Raw genomic sequence first — 15,891 nt, forward strand, 5'->3', positions numbered from 1 at the left:
GTTCGTCAACGCCCGCCGGGCGCGGCCGCCGGTCCCGCGCTTCAGAACGACGGTTTCCACTCCAGCACGCGGACGAGGCTGGGCGGGCGCACCGCCTGGCCTTCGCCGTCGACCTGGGACGTGTCCTGCACGAACAGGTCGAGCTCCGCCTTTTCGCGCCACAGCTCGGTGTCGAACGTCGGTTCCCAGGCACCGACGGACGCATCGTCCAGGTCGCGGATCGACCAGCTGGGGCGGTCGAAGTCGGTGATCGTGACGACCGACACCTTGTTCCCGCGCTCCGCGTCGCGGAACACGAGCACGCCGGCGGGCCGCGGCCGGGTGCCGTCGATCATGATCTGGGGCCGCGCGATCGGAATCGCCTTGGTGCCGCCGCCGGCGAGGCTGAACGGCGTGTGCCGGAAGCCGAGTGTCGTCACCTGCCAGCCGGCCGCCGTGCGCCGCACGATCCGGTACTGGGGCACCTGGCTGTCGCGGTCCCGCCAGTACGTGGCGATGTAGGGCCGGCCGTCGCGGTCGGCCGCCATCGAGGTCTGGTTGATCAATTCGCTGCCGGTCGGGATGCGCGCGGCGTATTCCGCGGTCGCGGCGGTGATCGGCAACGCGTAGCGCGTGCCGTCCGATTTTTCCCAGGTCATGCCGCCGTCGCGCGAACGGGCATAGGCGAGGTCGTGGTTGCTGCTCACATCGGGCGATTCGCGCCAGACCCACGACAAGTGGATCGTGCCGTGCCCGTCGACGAACGCCTGCCAGTACGCGCTGCGCTCGCCCTCTCCGCTGATCAGGTTGCTGAACAGGCGGTGCCAGGTGCCCGTCCGGACGTCGTAGCGGTTCACCACGAGATTGCCTTCGCCGGACGCGCCGTTGCGGAACAGGAACAGCAGGTTCCCGTCCGGCATGCGGTGGAATTCCGGATACGTGACGGCGTCCTCGTCCTGTCCCGTCATCGGCTGCTTGTCGCCCAGTTCCAGGGCGCCGGGACGGACGCTCTTCGCATAGCGCAGCCGGTTGTTGTGGTGGTCCCAGGCGACGTGCAGATAGCCGGCGCCGTCCACCATGATGCTGATCGTGTTGTGCGCATCGGCGGCATTGCCCTGGTACCGGGTGCGGTGCAGCGTCCAGTCGCGGGTGCCCAGCTTGCGCCGGCCCAGCACGACGTAGCGGTCGCTGTCGTAGAACGCGACGTATTGCGTGTCGCCGGCCGTGACCAGCGAGTTCTTGCGGAATACGACCGTATTCACCGAGTTCTCGGCCCACGCCGGCCCGACGTCGCTGAATCGGACCGGTGCGGTCGGCAACTGGGCGCAGCCGGCGAAGGCGAGCGTGGACACGGCGGCGACGAGAAGTCGCGCATAACGGGTTGGAGCGGGAGTGTGCATGGTGTCGTGGATGGTTTGTCGGGGTTAGACTGCATTGTAGGGGCGAGTGGCCTCTCAAACTTGGATTCCCGCCTTCGCGGGAACGACGTAAAAATTTATGCCGCAGTCCTTTCGTTAGTCAGATAGACCTCGGCCGGCCCGCAGCGCGTCCAGGTTCAGATAGCGCGCCAGCCGCTCGATGGCGAGGCCGGCGTGCCCGCGCCCGAGCGCGCAGCGCGCGCCGGTGAAGCCGTCGGGCGGGGCATCCAGGGCGACGTCGCAGCGGCCGTCCGGCCTGTCGACGATCACGCCTTCGGCGAACCGCAGGACGAGCATGCCGGGCGCCGGCTCGACCAGCGCCAGCGCCGTGACCGGGCCGGCGGCGAGCGCCTGCGTCACCCGCAGGTCGTCGTCGAGCCGGGCGCGGTGCGTGCCGGCCAGGTGCCGGTGCGGGACGTCCATGGCCCACGCCGTGGTCGCGGACGGGATGGGCGTGCCGACGGGTTCCGCGCAGGCGGCCGGCGCGCCCAGTGCTTCCAGCACGCAGCGTGCCGCGACCGCGTTCACGCCGCCCCGTCCGGCGACCGGCAGCCCGCGCCCGTTCAGCAGCGCGGCGCCGGCGGCGAGCGTCCGTTCGATCAGCGCGTCCTGGGCGCCGGTGCGCGTGCCGGGACAGTGGACGATGGCGCCGCAGCGGGTGGCCCAGACCATGTCGTCGAGCGCGCAGGCGGTGCGCAGGACGGCTTCGATGGCGGCGGATGCGCAGCCGATGTCGACCGCGCCGTCGAAGTCGGCCAGCTTGCGGCGCAGGCGGAAGCGCGAGACCGCGTCGCGGCGCCGCGCGAGGTCCGCGCTGTCCAGCGCGACGAAGCGCAGGCCCAGGGCGCTCGACAGCACGGGCAGCCCGGCCGCCGCGCGCGGCATCCCCTCGGCCGCCAGAGACAGGATGCCGATGTCCGTACCGGCCAGGCGCTTGCTGGCGGCCAGCGTATCGGTCCACTGCAGGATGCGCGCCAGCGTGGCCGCGCAGTCGCCGCGGCCGGCAACGACGTCGACGTTCACGCGTTCCGCGCGCAGCGTGAAGGCCAGTTCCGCGACCGACGTGCGGGCGCGCCGCGCGGTGGCGGCGCCGCCGGCGGCCGCGTCGTCGTCCGGTTCCGCGCCGTCCGCCGGGAGCGACAGCAGCAGCGCGGGCTTGTCGACCAGGCGCAGGGCGGCGCGCACCTGATGGGGATGCGCGGTCGATTCGACGCACAGGATGACGCCGTCGACGGCGCCGCGCCGCAGTCCGGGCGCGACGCGGCGGGCGAAATCGGCCGGCCCCGCGGCCCCGGCGGACGCCGCCGCGACGGACGTGCCGGCGAACCGCGCCAGCAGGGCCGCGCCGGCGGCCCGCGGGCCGGTCGGCGCGACGGCGGCATCGTGCCGATCCAGGCCGGCGATCGCGATCCTCGGCATGTCGTTCAGAAGAACGTGTAGCGCAGCGAGGCCTGGAACGTGCGGCCGTCGTAGTCGGCGCGGCGCAGCTTGGCCATCGTGCCTTCGTACTCCTGGCGGAACGTGTCGGTCAGGTTGAAACCGTCCACGGCCAGCGACAGCTTGTCCGTCAGCTTGTACGAGGCCGACAGGTCGAACTGGCCGCGCGCCTTGACCGAGCGCGCCGCGCCGCTGAACGTGCCGCCGCTGGGCAGGTTGTAGTCGTCGCGGTAGTTGTAGACGCCGCGCACGCCCCACACCGGCGTCTCGTAGTACAGGATCAGGTTGGCCGAACGGGGCGAGACGTTGTTCAGGAAGGCCGGCGAGCCGTCCGGCGACTTGCCCTTGGTGCGGGTGTACGAATAGTTGAAGACGCCGCCCATGCCGTTGAACGGCGCCGGCAGGAAGTCGAAGGTCTGCTGGACGGTCAGTTCTGCGCCCTCGGCGATCAGGTCGTTGGGCGAGTTGACGGCGCCGTTGACGTCGATCGTGTACTTGCCGTTCAGGCCCTTGCCGGCGGGTGCCGCGATGTCGCTGACGCAGCGGTCGCCCGATACGCTCCAGGTGCCGAGGCCCAGGTTGTAGCCGTCGGATGGGCACAGCAGCGCGTCGCGGTTCTCGCCGACGATCATGCCGTGGATCTTCTTGCGGTACACGGCCAGGCCGATCAGGCCATTCGGGCGGTTATAGTATTCGAGCGACAGGTCCTGCGAATCGGACGTGTACGGCGTGATGTTCACGCGCCCCAGGCTGACCGTGAAGCCGCCGTTCACCGTATCTTCCACGACGGTCGTCGAGATCGGCGAGATGTCGCGCGGGTTCGGCCGGATGAACGTCTTGTAGTTGCCGTAGCGGAGTACCAGCTTGCTGGTCAGGTCGGCCGCCAGCAGCATCGAGGGCAGGTTGTTCTTGTAGCTCGTCTCCCTGGTATTGGTGTGGAACGTGGCGGTGGCGCCGGTGCCGGTGCGGTCCATCGAGACGACGGTCTGCTTCGTTTCCTCGCGCCGCACGCCGATGTGGCCGCGCACGCGGATGCCGCCGATCTTGCCGTCCAGCTTGCCCATCAGGTAGAGCGCCTTGATGTCGTCGTCCACGCTGAAGTTGTTGCTGGTGAAGCCGCCGTCGGCCGGATCGTTGACCCAGCCGCTGGCCGTGCGCAGCAGGTTGGCGGCGATGGTGGGCTGCAAGGTCGAGCTGACCAGGTCGTAGTTCACGGTCTGCCAGTTGGCCAGGTAGTTGCCGGCGTTCCCGCCGAAGAAGTCGTGCGCGAACGCGCTCGGGGCGACGAAGTTCGTGCTGATCTTGCTGTAGTCGATGCCCGCGGCGCTGGAGCGGTAGGCGCGCGAATCGTACGTGTTCTTGTTGTACTGGGCGCCGCCCTGGACCGATTCGAGCCACGGCAGGTCGAGGAAGCGCTCGGCGTCCAGGCGCAATGCCTTGACGCGGTTGTCGGCGTAGTTGTCCGAGCCGGCCACGATGAACACGTCGCCGGCGGCATTGGTGACGGTCGGGGTGTTGCCGGTGCCGCCCCAGGTCCAGGGCCCCGTCAGCTGCGCGGTGCCCAGTGCCGGCGCGCTCTGGTTGAAGCCCATCGTGAAGTTGTCGAGTCCACCCGACAGGCCGACCTGGCCGGTGATCCCGTTGCCCGTGCCGCCGGCGCGCGGCGCCTTGGCGGTGTTGCGCACGTCGAGCTGGCCCTGGTAGCCGTAGTTGGTGGCCTTGGACAGCACGCCGCCCGCCTCGATGCGCCAGTCGTCGCTGGTGAACGATCCCTTCAGGTTCAAGCCGTCCGCCTTTTGCTGGAACGGCTGCTTGCGCATCGAGCCGTACACGCGCGGGTTCGTGAACTTGTAGTCCATCGTGTAATAGCGCCCGTCGGACAGCTTGACCGGCGCCGACGTCGGATCGAGGATGGTGTTGGCGTCGCGGTAGTCGATGTCGAGGATGTCGAGCGCGGTGCCCTTCATCTCGCGGTCCGTGAAGAAGTAGTTGCCGCCCACCTTGACGTGCGGCGACACCTTGAATTCGGCGCCGAACGCGCCCGACGTCAGCGTGCCGTCGTTGACCTGCGCCGCCTGGCGGATGTCGGTGGGCGCCGTGACGCCGGCATTGGAGAGGGCACCCGTGCCGCCGGGCGCGGCGACGCACGGCGATGCCTGGCCCGTGCAGCTCGCCGCGTAGTAATCCTTGTAGCGGTTCAGGAAGTCCGGCGTCGTGGCGGGGCTGAGCTGGGTGAACTGGTTGATGTACAGCGAGTCGCGGCGGAACTGTTCCTTCTTGCGCGACAGGATGGCGAACACGCCCAGCCTGCCGTCCAGGTATTTTTTCGCGACGTTCAGCGACAGCTTGGGCGACGTGTAGTTGCCGAGCGTGTCGTGCTCCGCCGTGACCTTGACGGACGCGCCTTCCTTGCGCGAGAGCGCGGGTGCGATGACCATGTCGATATTCCCCGCGATTCCGCCGCTCTGTTCCGCCGCGGAGACCGATTTGATGACCGTGAACGCGCTGAAGATGTCGGAATCGAAGGCGCCCATCGGCGTGGCGCCGCCCAGCACGGGCGCGGCGAAGTCCATGCCGTTCATCGTGACCTTGGCGAAGGCGCTGGGCAGGCCGCGCAGGTTGACGGAGGCGCTGCGGCCGTCCTCTTCGCGATTGACCTGGATGCCGGGAATGCGCTGCAGGGCCTCGCCCACGTTGAGGTCGGGGAAGCGGTCGCCTTCGGCCGAAATGCTGTCCGACACGCCGATATTCTGGCGCTTCATGATGAGGGCGTCGGTATAGCTCTTCTTGTAGCCGGTCACCACCACCTGGCTGGCGGCGGCCACGGCCGCGTCGCCGTTGGTGTCCTGCGCATGCGCGAACGCCGGCACGCACATGGCGGGTACGACCATGCAGCCGAGTCGCCGCGCGCGGCTCATCTTTTTCAGTGTCTCCATCTTTTATCGCCTTATCAAAGTATTGCGCTTCAAACCGGGTGAATATCGGTGGTCTTCATGCGAGACAACGTTGTCTCAGCGGCGCGATATTACTGCGTTCGTATTCACGCAGCTATCCTCCGGGCGGGCGGATCATTTCCCCGAAATAAAGAAAAAGGAGAAAGTGGCCGGACCGGTTGAGAGAACGTAGTCGCTTCGTCACTGCCGCTATCGGAAGTGGCATGACCAATACGATGTGCTGCGCAGCGTGGGGAGGGCAGGCGCCGGCAGCGTCGATATGCGCCAAATAACAGAAAAATCGGTCATCGTGGGTTCATCAGGCGTCAAGGGGCGCCGGTGCGGCGAATGGGAAGCCGCCGATCTTCCCGCGTCTTTCGTCACGCAGCGCCGCCGCCTTCCGCGAACCCCGGCAGGGAGCGCTCAAGTTGATGAGTGTTTACGCTGTTGCCGGACGTTGAGACAACGTATGGCATGTGGTAACGTAACCGCACACCTGCCCATGAGACCCCGATGAAACTCCAATACCTGTTGTTTGCCGGCGCGCTCGCCGCCGGCCACTGCCTGGCGCACGGCGCCGACCGCCTCGTCGTCGACGTCGCGCACGACCTGGACGCGGCCCGTCCCGCCGAGACCATCGCCGTCCCGTGGGCCGACGTGAACAAGGCCTTGCCCGGCGCGCTGCTGCAGCACATCGTCGTCAAGGACGCGGCGGGACATGTGCTGCCTTACCAGGTGACGAACGTGAATCCCGAGGCCAAGGACCCGGACAACAAGGGCGTCGCCTACGGTGAGCTGATCTTCCAGCACGACTTCGCCGCGGGCGAGCACCATGCCCGCTTCACCGTCGAGAAGTCCGCCGCGCTCAGTCGACCGTTCGAGACGCGCGCGTTCGCCCGCTACGTGCCCGAGCGCCTGGACGACTTCGCGTGGGAGAACGACAAGATCGCCCACCGCACTTACGGCCAGGCCCTGGCCGCGCCCGCGGCGCCGGGCAGCGACAAGGAAGTGCTGGTGACGAGCGGCCTCGATATCTGGTTCAAGCGCGTGAGCTATCCGATCGTCGACCGCTGGTACAACAAGGGCCACAACCATTACCACAAGGACGAAGGCGAAGGCCTCGACATGTACGGCGTCGGCACGACGCGCGGCGCCGGCGGGACCGGCATCTGGGACGGCAAGCGCCTGTACGTCAGCCGCAACTACGTCGGCTGGAAGGTCATCGCCAACGGCCCGATCCGGGCGATCTTCGAATTGACGTATGCGCCGTGGGATGCGAACGGCGTGCAGGTGTCGGAAGTGAAGCGCTTCACGGTGGATGCCGGCCACGCATTCGACACGGTGGACAGCACGTTCTCGTTCGCCGGCCCGGCGCGACTGCAGGTCGCCGTCGGCTTGAACAAGACCCCGGCCTACGACGAGCAGCATCCGGTCGTGAAGACGGAACGCCTGCCGGCCGCGCATGCGCTGGCGCAGTGGGTCACGCAGCGCAGCAACGGCGACTTCGGCGTGGCGATTATCCTGCCGGCGGCGGGCGCGCAAGCCTATGCCGAGGATGCGCAGAATGCGCTCGTCTACGCGCAAGCGAAGTCCGGCCAGCCGCTGCGCTATTACCTGGGCGCGGCGGCCGGCTGGTCGGACGACGTGCACGACCGGGACGACTGGCAGCGCAAGGTGAAGGCCGAAGCGGCCCGGCTGGCGGCGCCGCTGCGCGTCGTCGTGTCGGGTGGCACGCGGTGAGGCGCGATCCCGGATGGCGTCCATACACGCCATCGCAATCACGTTTCTGAGTACTTCGATGGGGCGAGGCGCTCCATAATCGGTGTCGGCAGTTTTCTTTTTTGACGACATCGCATGGAGTATTTATGTTCAGGTCCCGCACGTTGCGCGCGTTGGTGTTTCTGGCCGTTGCCGGTATCGGAAGTCAGGCGTGCGCCGCTTCGATCCCATCCACCTGGGTCGACAAGGACACGGGACACCGCGTCTGGCGCCTGACGCCGGAACCGGATTCGGCTTCGCTCTATTTCAATTACACCGCGATCAGCCCGGACGGCAGGTGGATGGTGTACAACGCCCCCGACGGCATCCACGGCCTGGACCTGGGGACGCGCAAGACGACGCTGCTGGTGCCGAACGGCGGCGACCGCATGGCGGCGCGCACGATCGCGGTGGGACGCAAGACCAACTCGGTGTTCTACCTGAGCGACGACCCGGCGACGAAGGTCACCTCGATCAACCGCGTCGATTTCGATACCGGCGCGCGGCATAAGCTGGTCGACGTCCCGGCCGGCTACAAGATCGACAGCATCAACGCCGACGAGACGCTGGCGGCCGGCACCTACGAGCCGCAGCGTGCGGCGCGGGCGCGCCAGGACGCGCCGGGCGGCCCGCTCAACCAGCCCCGCAACAAGGGCGAGATGATGGAGCGGCGCCTGGCCGCGCGCATCCCGCTGGTGCTGTTCGCGCTCGACCTCAAGAGCGGCAAGGAGACCACGCTGCTGCGGTCGACCGACTGGATCAATCACCTGCTGTTCTCGCCGACCGATCCGACGCTGCTGATGTATTGCCACGAAGGGCCGTGGCAAAAGGTCGACCGCATCTGGACGATCCGCACGGACGGCTCGGCGAACACGCTGATCCATCACCGGACGATGGCCATGGAAATCGCGGGGCACGAGTTCTGGGGACAGGACGGCAAGACGGTCTGGTACGACTGGCAGTATCCGAAAGGCGCGAGCTTCTATGTGGCCGGCTACAACCTCGCGACCGGCCAGCGCACCGCCTATCATCTCGAGCGCAACGACTGGTCGATCCATTTCAACGTGTCCAGCGACGGCAGCCTGTTCGCGGGCGACGGCGGCGATCCGGGCCAGGTGGCGCATGCGCCGGACGGCGAGTGGATCGTGCTGCTGCGGCCGCAGTCGGTCCTCGGAAAGGGCGCCATGAACGGCAAGGACTTCTGGCAGCCGGGCGTGTTCAAGCCGGAACGGCTGGTGAACATGGCGCACCACGACTATCACCTGGAGCCGAACATCCGCTTCACGCCCGACAAGAAGATGGTGGTCTTCCGCACCAATATGTTCGGTCCGACCTATGTGCTGGGCGTCGAGGTGGAGAAGGCCGCCGCCGGCGCGGCCGACGTGATGTCGACGTCGGAGCTGGCGCGCAGATTCAAGCCCGACCAACCCGTCGCGACGAACGTGGAAGCGACGAAATAGGCCCGTGCCGATGGTACAATCTTTCAACCCGGCCGCCGCCAACCGGCGGCCGTTTTCCCTGAAAGAGCCATGCCAAAAAAAGACGCCCGTCCCGAGTCCGCCAACGCGCCGGCATCGACCCCGTCGAACGCTTCGCAGCGCCGCCTGCAAATGGCAGACGTGGCGCGGCTGGCCGGCGTCGCGACGTCCACCGTGTCGCGCGCGCTCAACGGCAGTCCGCTGGTCAACGAGGAGACCCGCGAACGCATCCTCGAACTGGCACGCTCGCTCAACTACACGATCAACGTCGGCGCGAAGAACCTGAGGCAGGGGAATATCCGCACGATCGCGGTCGTGATTCCGTATGACGAGGAAAGCCGCCAGCACCTGTCGGACCCGTTCTTCCTCAGCATGCTCGGCACGCTGGCCGACGCGCTGACCGACCGCGGATTCGACATGCTCGTCGCGCGCGTGAGCTCGCAGCACCTGGACGCGGCGGCGCATTACTACGAGACCGGGCTGGCGCTGGGCATCATCCTGATCGGCCAGTGGCGCCATCACGACCAGCTGAACCAGCTGGCGGCGCGGCGCGTGCCGCTCGTCGTGTGGGGCGCGAAGATGGAGCAGCAGCTGTATTGCACGGTCGGCAGCGACAACGTGCACGGCGGCGACGTGGCCGTCAGCCACCTGGTGTCGCTGGGCCGGCGCCGCATCGCGTTCCTCGGCGACGTCAAGTTCCCGGAAGTGGCGCAACGCTGCGACGGCTACCGCGCGGCCCTGGCGCGGGCCGGCATCGCGTTCGACCCGGCGCTGCAGGTGGCGGTGCCGTTCAACGCCGAGGATTGCCGGCGCGCCGTCCAGCAGATGGTCGGCGCGGGCCTCGACTTCGATGCGATCTTCGTCGTCAGCGACCTGCTGGCCATGACGGTCATTAACACCTTGCGCGAATGCGGCCGCGACGTGCCGGGCGACGTGCCGGTGGTCGGCTTCGACGACATCGCGCTCGCCTCGTACTTCCACCCGCCGCTGACGACGGTCCACCAGAGCATCGAGGATGCCGGTTCGGCGATGGTGGAATCGCTCCTGGCGCAGATCGCGGGCGAGGCGGCGGCGCCGCGCCTGCTGGCGACGCGCCTGATCGTGCGCGGCAGCAGCGCCGCCGGCTGAACGTCCGTCAGGACACTTCGTCGCCGGCCAGCGCGCGGGCGCCCGATGCCGGCGCCTTGGCCGGCACGCCCACGAACAGCGTCGCCACGGCCGCGCCGAGCAGCATCACGCCGGCCAGCGCCACGACGTGGCCCGGATCGCCGTTCAGCCAGCCGTGGTAGATGAAGGGCAGCGTCACGCCCTGGATCAGCATCGGGATCACGATGAACATATTGAAGATCCCCATGTAGACGCCGGTGCGCTCCGGCGGAATCGAGCCGGCCAGCATCACGTACGGGTTGCCCATGATGCTGCCCCAGCCCAGTCCCACGCCGATCATCGGCAGGAACAGCATGGCCTTCGTCGTGATGGCGGGCAGCGCCAGCATCGCCGCGCCGGCCGCGCACAGGCAGATGCAGTGCACGATCTTCGGGCCGAAACGCCGGGTCAGCGGGATCATGGCGAACGCGCTGAGGAAGGCGATCGTGTTCGAGAAGCCGCCGATCTGGCCGTTGACGAGGACCGCGTCGCGGAAGCCGTCCGAGTTCGGGTTCGCCGTGTGGAACAGGGTGCGGCCGATCATCAGCGTGAGGAATTGCCAGTAGCAGGCCATGCCGTACCACTGCAGGAGCTTCATCAGCGCGAGCTGGCGCATCGCCCGCGGCATCTCGATGATGGCGTCCCACACCTCGCGCAGGCTGGCGCGCAGCGACATCGGCTTGGCGTCGAGCGCCGCGCGCTGTTCCGTCGTCAGCGGCAGTTCCGGCACGCGCAGGATCGACCAGGCGATCGTCGTCAGCGACAACACGGCGCCGATCAGGAACGTGATGCGCGTGATGACCGGGATGTGGTTGCCGTCGACCGCGTACTGGCTCATCCCGAAGTAGACCATGATCGACGGCGTGAGATAGGACAGCATCTGCGCGAGGCCCGTGAACGCGCTCTGCGTGAGGAAGCCGAGCGAGTGCTGGCGGCTGTCGAGGCGGTCGCTGACGTAGGCGCGGTACGGCTCCATCGTGATGTTGTTGCCGGCGTCGAGCATCCACAGCAGCGCCGCGGCGGCCCACAGCGTGGGGCTGTACGGCATCAACAGCAGGCCCAGGCTGCAGATGATCGCGCCGATGAGGAAGTAGGGCGTGCGCCGGCCCAGGCGCGAATGCGTGCGGTCGCTCATGGCGCCGATCAGCGGCTGCACGAGCAGGCCCGTGATCGGTCCGGCGAGCCACAGCAGCGGCATGCTGGCTTCGTCGGCGCCGAGGTAGCTGTAGATGGCGCTGACGTTGCTTTGCTGGAGGCCGAAGCTGAATTGCAGGCCGAAGAAGCCCAGGTTCATTTCGAGGATCTGGCGCAGGGTGAGGCGCGGTTTGGCGTAGGGGATGTTCATGCGAGCTGCCAGAGATCGAGGGACAGGAGGTCGACGCCGCCGTCGGCGGCGTACAGCGCCAGCGTGGCGGCGGGCGTGGCGGGGAAGACGAGTTCCGTGAGCACGGCCGCGCCGTCGTTCACGAACACCTCCACCGAACAGTTGTCGACGAGGATGCGCAGGCGCAGTTCGGACGACGGCCCGGCCGGGGCCCGGCGGCGGCCCGGGAAATCCGGGTGCTCCGTCATGAGGCCGGAACGCGAGCGGTCGACGAACACGGTGCCGGCCTCGTAGCCGACCAGCGTGTGGTCGCCGTCGGCGTCGCCCAGCCGCAGGCCGAATTCACGGGCGTCGCGCAGGGCGAAGCGGGCGTCGATGTCGCACTGCATGTCCGTGAGCGGCCACGCGTGCGCGCCGTTGTCGAGCCGCATGCCGGCGTGGCGGACGTGATCCGCGCGGCGCGCGGCCAGTTGCGGCACCGGTTCCTGCGCGAGCAGCAGGCCGCGCGCGTCCTCGCGCAGCGCCAGCCGGCGCGGCTGCGACAGCGCGCCGCGCCACGGCCGCGTGGGCGTCGTTTGCGCGTAGCGGTGATTGTTCATCCATCCGATCCAGACAGGGCCCGCCGCGTGATCGGGCAGGCCGTTCCACGACAGCGCCGCGTAAAAATCCGCGCCAAAATCGCTCCAGCGCGCCGGCTGGCCGGGGCGCGGCGTGAAGCGCTCGCCGTCGAACCGGCCGACGAAGTACTGGCCGCCCGTGCTGCCGCTCACGTGGCCGTCGAACACGTCGACCTTCAGCACCCAGGCCGTGCCGCCTTCCCATTCTACCGGGAACAGGTCCGGGCATTCCCAGATGCCCTTGACTTCGCCGGCGGGACCGAAGTCGCTCAGGTGGTGCCACGACTTGAGGTCGGCGGACGCGTAGAACGCGACGCGGTGCAGCTCGGGCAGCACCACCGCCATCAGCCAGAATCCGCCCGGCGCGTACCACTGGACTTTCGGGTCGCGGAATTCGGCCATGCCCAGGTCGAGCACCGGATTGTGCGCGTACTTCGTCCACGTGCGGCCACGGTCCGTGCTGTACGCGAGGTGCTGGTTCTGCAGGCCGCCGGGGTTGCGCCGGGCGGCCGTGTAGATCGCGACGAGCGCCGTCTCGCCGGGGCCGGCGAAGCCGCTCGTGTTGTGCGTGTCGACCACGGCGCTGCCGGAAAAGATCAGCGTCTGCTCGTCCGCGTGCAGCGCGACGGGGAGCTCGTCCCAGTGCTGCAGGTCGGTGCTGACGGCATGGCCCCAGCCGATGTCGCCCCAGACGTCGCCGTTCGGGTTGTACTGGTAGAACAGGTGGTATTCGCCGTCGAACCAGAGCAAGCCGTTCGGATCGTTGATCCAGTGGCGCCGGGGCGTGAAATGGTAGCCGGGGCGGAAGGCCGGCGGGGTGTCGTGCATGCGGGTGTCTCCTTGGCGTGTCGCGCTTTTTATGTCGATCAGGATAGCGTCGATTGCAAACGTTTGCAATCGTTTCCCGCGATGGCGCGCGCCTGCGGCAGAGTGTTGTAATTTTGTCGCAACCGCGGCGCGTCCTCCCGCACGATGGTGTCGCTATCATGGGGCCGCCCCTATATATTGCAGAGCTGGCGTTTGCCTCGACGAAAACATTTTCCCCGCAATGGGTGTCCAAAAAAGTTTTATTACAATCGATTGCAATTGCTTGAGGTCTTGATTACCATGGTTTTAGCGCTGAAGCATCGCAGGCGTTCACACCCGAATAAGAGAACGAAGGAGACCTCATGAAGCACTACAACAAGCGTGCGCTGTGCGCTGCCGTCCAATCCATTTTCGCCGCCTCCGCCGTGGCGGCACTGGCGGCCCCGATGGCGCAGGCACAGGAAGCGGCGGCGCCGGCCAGCGCGCCGGCGGCAAAGCAGGGCGACACGCTGGGCCTGAACACGGTGGTGGTCACCGGTGTCTCCGGCGGCAAGAGCAAGATGCGCAGTTCGATTTCCGTCACCGACGTCGACGCGCAGCAGATCGCCGACTTCGCGCCGCGCTCCGAAGCCGAGGTGCTGCACCTGATCCCCGGCATCCGCGCCGAAAGCTCGGCCGGCCCGGGCGGCAATTCCAACATCACGGTGCGCGGCCTGCCCATCGCGTCCGGCGGTTCGAAGTACGTGCAGCTGCAGGAAGACGGCCTGCCGGTGGTCGAATTCGGCGACATGAACTTCGCCAACAACGACTACTGGCTGCGCTACGACGCCAACGTCGATCACGTCGAGACGGTGCGCGGCGGCTCCGCCTCCACGTTCGCATCGCACGCGCCGGGCGCCATCATCAACTTCATCAGCAAGACCGGCGACGAAGACGGCGGCACCGTCGCCCTGTCGCATGGCCTGAACTACGCGGAAAACCGCACCGACCTCGAATACGGCGGCCATATCCGCCCGGACCTGCGCTTCCACATCGGCGGCTTCTACCGCGACGGCGAAGGCCCCCGCGCCAGCTCGTACAACACGGAACGCGGCTACCAGATCAAGGGCAACATCACCAAGACCTTCAATAACGACAAGGGCTGGTTCCGCGTCAACTTCAAGGCCCTTGACGACCACGCGCCGACCTATACGAGCATGCCGGCCCGCGCCGACATCAGCGGCAACACGCTGTCGGGCTTCGCCGCCATCCCCGGCGTCGACGTGTTGCGCGATTCGCAGAACTCGATCTACAACACGAGCGCGCCGCAAGTCGGCCCGGCCGGCACGGCGGCGAGCGTGGCCGACCTGACGAAGGGCATCTCGGTCAAGTCGAACGCCATCGGCTTCGAATTCCACAATCAGTTCGACGGCGGCTACACGGTCGACGACAAGTTCCGCTACACGTCGCAGAGCGGCGCGTTCCAGAGCCAGTTCTGGGGCCTCGACACCTTGGCCGGCACCCTGGCCGGCTTCGGCGCGGGCGCCACCGCCGTCTACGCGAACGGCGCGAAGGTCGGCCAGGCGGTGACGCAGGCGAACCTCGCCACCGGCTATATCTCGAACGGCGCCGCCATCGACGTGCGCACGCCGGACATCGGCCACTATGCGAACGACCTGTCCGTCGGCCGCAACTGGAAAGTGGGCGGCGCCACCGTGGGCGGCAAGGCGGGCTATTACCACGCGAGCCAGAACATCGTCGAGCAGTGGTCGATCAGCGGCCGCCTGATGGAAGTGGGCCGCGACGGCGCGCTGATCGACATCCGCGATGCCGGCGGCGCGGCGCTGACCACGATGGGCCTGACCGGGTACAACGACCAGTGGGGCGGCTGCTGCGCGCGCGACTACGACGCGCACTACATGACGGACGCGCCTTACCTCGGCCTGACGTATGCCAGCGGCCCGCTCGACGTCGACGCCAGCGTGCGCCACGACAGCGTGAAGGCGAGCGGCAGCTACACTGGACCGATGCAGGTGGCGGGCGGCGTCGACGTGGACGGCAACGGCGCCATCACGGGCGCCGAGCGCAACGTCTACGTGATCGACACCGCGCATCCGCATCCGATCAACTACAAGGTCGGCTACAACTCGTACTCGCTGGGCGCCAACTACCAGTTCGACAAGGACGTCAGCTCGTTCGCCCGCATCAGCCGCGGCGGCCGCGCCATCGCGGACCGCCTGCTGTTCTCGAATAACATCGACCCGAACACGGGCGCGCTGGCGGCCGGCGCGGATGCCGCCGCCGTCGCCCAGGTCAAGCAGATGGAGATCGGCCTGAAATACCGCGGCCACCGCGACTGGGGTTCGTTCGGCCTGTTCTCGACCTTGTACCACACGACGGTCAGCGAATTCGATTACGACCAGACCCGCACCATCGGCCCCAAGCTGAACCAGACGGGCTACCGCTCGAACGGCGTCGAACTGGAATCCGTGCTGCGCATCGGCGGCTTCGCGCTGAACGCCAACGCCACCTACACGGACCTCAAGATCACGTCCGACCTGGTCGGCCAGGCGACCGGCAACAGCACCGTCGGCAACACGCCGCACGGCACGCCGCACTGGCTGTTCTCGATCTCGCCGCGCTACGATTTCGGCGTCGCGCAGGTCGGCTTCACGGTCGTCGGCCAGAGCAAGGTGTGGTCGGATGACGCGGACACGCTGCAAGTGGAAGGCCGCAGCCTCGTCAACGCGTTCGCCAACTACAACGTGGGGCCGAATACGACGCTGAGCCTGAACGTGACCAACCTGTTCGACAAGGTCGCGTTCTCGGGCGGCGTCGACCAGGGTTCGCTGGCGCAGATCCGTGCGCTGGGCGCCGCGATCGGCGCGCAGGGCGTCGTGTCGTCGCGTCCGGAAACGGGACGCACGGCCAGCGTGTCGATACGCTACGCTTTCTAAACGTTGGTGGGGTGGGCACAGTGGTGCCCACCCTACGGGGACAGGCGGCATCCACAGC

General features: G+C 67.7%; 9 protein-coding genes. 4 read left to right on the plus strand and 5 right to left on the minus strand.

Annotated features, from left to right (window positions below):
• Positions 1 to 41: 41 nt before the first annotated feature.
• The 3 genes from U9J41_RS01835 to U9J41_RS01845 form a co-directional block, all read right to left on the minus strand.
• On the minus strand, positions 42 to 1,379 hold the full coding sequence (locus U9J41_RS01835; protein WP_322399876.1) for a BNR repeat-containing protein: 1,338 nt from the start codon (positions 1,377 to 1,379) through the stop codon (positions 42 to 44).
• A gap of 114 nt (positions 1,380 to 1,493) precedes the next feature.
• Positions 1,494 to 2,816: a hypothetical protein gene (locus U9J41_RS01840; RefSeq protein WP_322399877.1), complete on the minus strand. Its 1,323-nt coding sequence runs from the start codon at positions 2,814 to 2,816 to the stop codon at positions 1,494 to 1,496.
• Positions 2,817 to 2,821: 5 nt separating this feature from the next.
• Positions 2,822 to 5,770 carry a TonB-dependent receptor gene (locus U9J41_RS01845; protein ID WP_322399878.1) on the minus strand — a complete coding sequence of 983 codons (2,949 nt, stop codon included), beginning with the start codon at positions 5,768 to 5,770 and terminating at the stop codon, positions 2,822 to 2,824.
• Positions 5,771 to 6,280: 510 nt separating this feature from the next.
• On the opposite strand from U9J41_RS01845, the gene U9J41_RS01850 reads away from it, so the two are divergent.
• From U9J41_RS01850 to U9J41_RS01860, 3 genes are all read left to right on the plus strand, one after another.
• Positions 6,281 to 7,507, plus strand: coding sequence for a DUF4861 family protein (locus U9J41_RS01850; RefSeq protein ID WP_322399879.1), 1,227 nt, complete (start codon positions 6,281 to 6,283; stop codon positions 7,505 to 7,507).
• Positions 7,508 to 7,632: 125 nt separating this feature from the next.
• The gene (locus tag U9J41_RS01855) at positions 7,633 to 8,985 is read left to right on the plus strand and encodes an oligogalacturonate lyase family protein (RefSeq protein WP_322399880.1); all 1,353 of its coding nucleotides are present in this window, start codon (positions 7,633 to 7,635) and stop codon (positions 8,983 to 8,985) included.
• A gap of 69 nt (positions 8,986 to 9,054) precedes the next feature.
• Entirely contained in the window at positions 9,055 to 10,131 is a 1,077-nt protein-coding gene (locus tag U9J41_RS01860) for a LacI family DNA-binding transcriptional regulator (protein ID WP_322399881.1), read from the plus strand.
• 7 nt (positions 10,132 to 10,138) lie between these two features.
• Here the strand turns inward: U9J41_RS01860 and U9J41_RS01865 are convergent, their stop codons facing one another.
• Together U9J41_RS01865 and U9J41_RS01870 are read right to left on the minus strand one after the other, a co-directional pair.
• Positions 10,139 to 11,494 carry an MFS transporter gene (locus tag U9J41_RS01865; RefSeq protein ID WP_322399882.1) on the minus strand — a complete coding sequence of 452 codons (1,356 nt, stop codon included), beginning with the start codon at positions 11,492 to 11,494 and terminating at the stop codon, positions 10,139 to 10,141.
• The gene (locus U9J41_RS01870) at positions 11,491 to 12,918 is read right to left on the minus strand and encodes a glycoside hydrolase family 32 protein (protein WP_322399883.1); all 1,428 of its coding nucleotides are present in this window, start codon (positions 12,916 to 12,918) and stop codon (positions 11,491 to 11,493) included. Before U9J41_RS01870 ends, U9J41_RS01865 begins: the two co-directional genes overlap by 4 nt.
• A 341-nt stretch (positions 12,919 to 13,259) precedes the next feature.
• On the opposite strand from U9J41_RS01870, the gene U9J41_RS01875 reads away from it, so the two are divergent.
• On the plus strand, positions 13,260 to 15,833 hold the full coding sequence (locus U9J41_RS01875; protein ID WP_322399884.1) for a TonB-dependent receptor domain-containing protein: 2,574 nt from the start codon (positions 13,260 to 13,262) through the stop codon (positions 15,831 to 15,833).
• Positions 15,834 to 15,891: the final 58 nt, after the last annotated feature.

The organism is Massilia luteola (genome assembly GCF_034420155.1).
Lineage (GTDB): Bacteria > Pseudomonadota > Gammaproteobacteria > Burkholderiales > Burkholderiaceae_D > Telluria > Telluria luteola.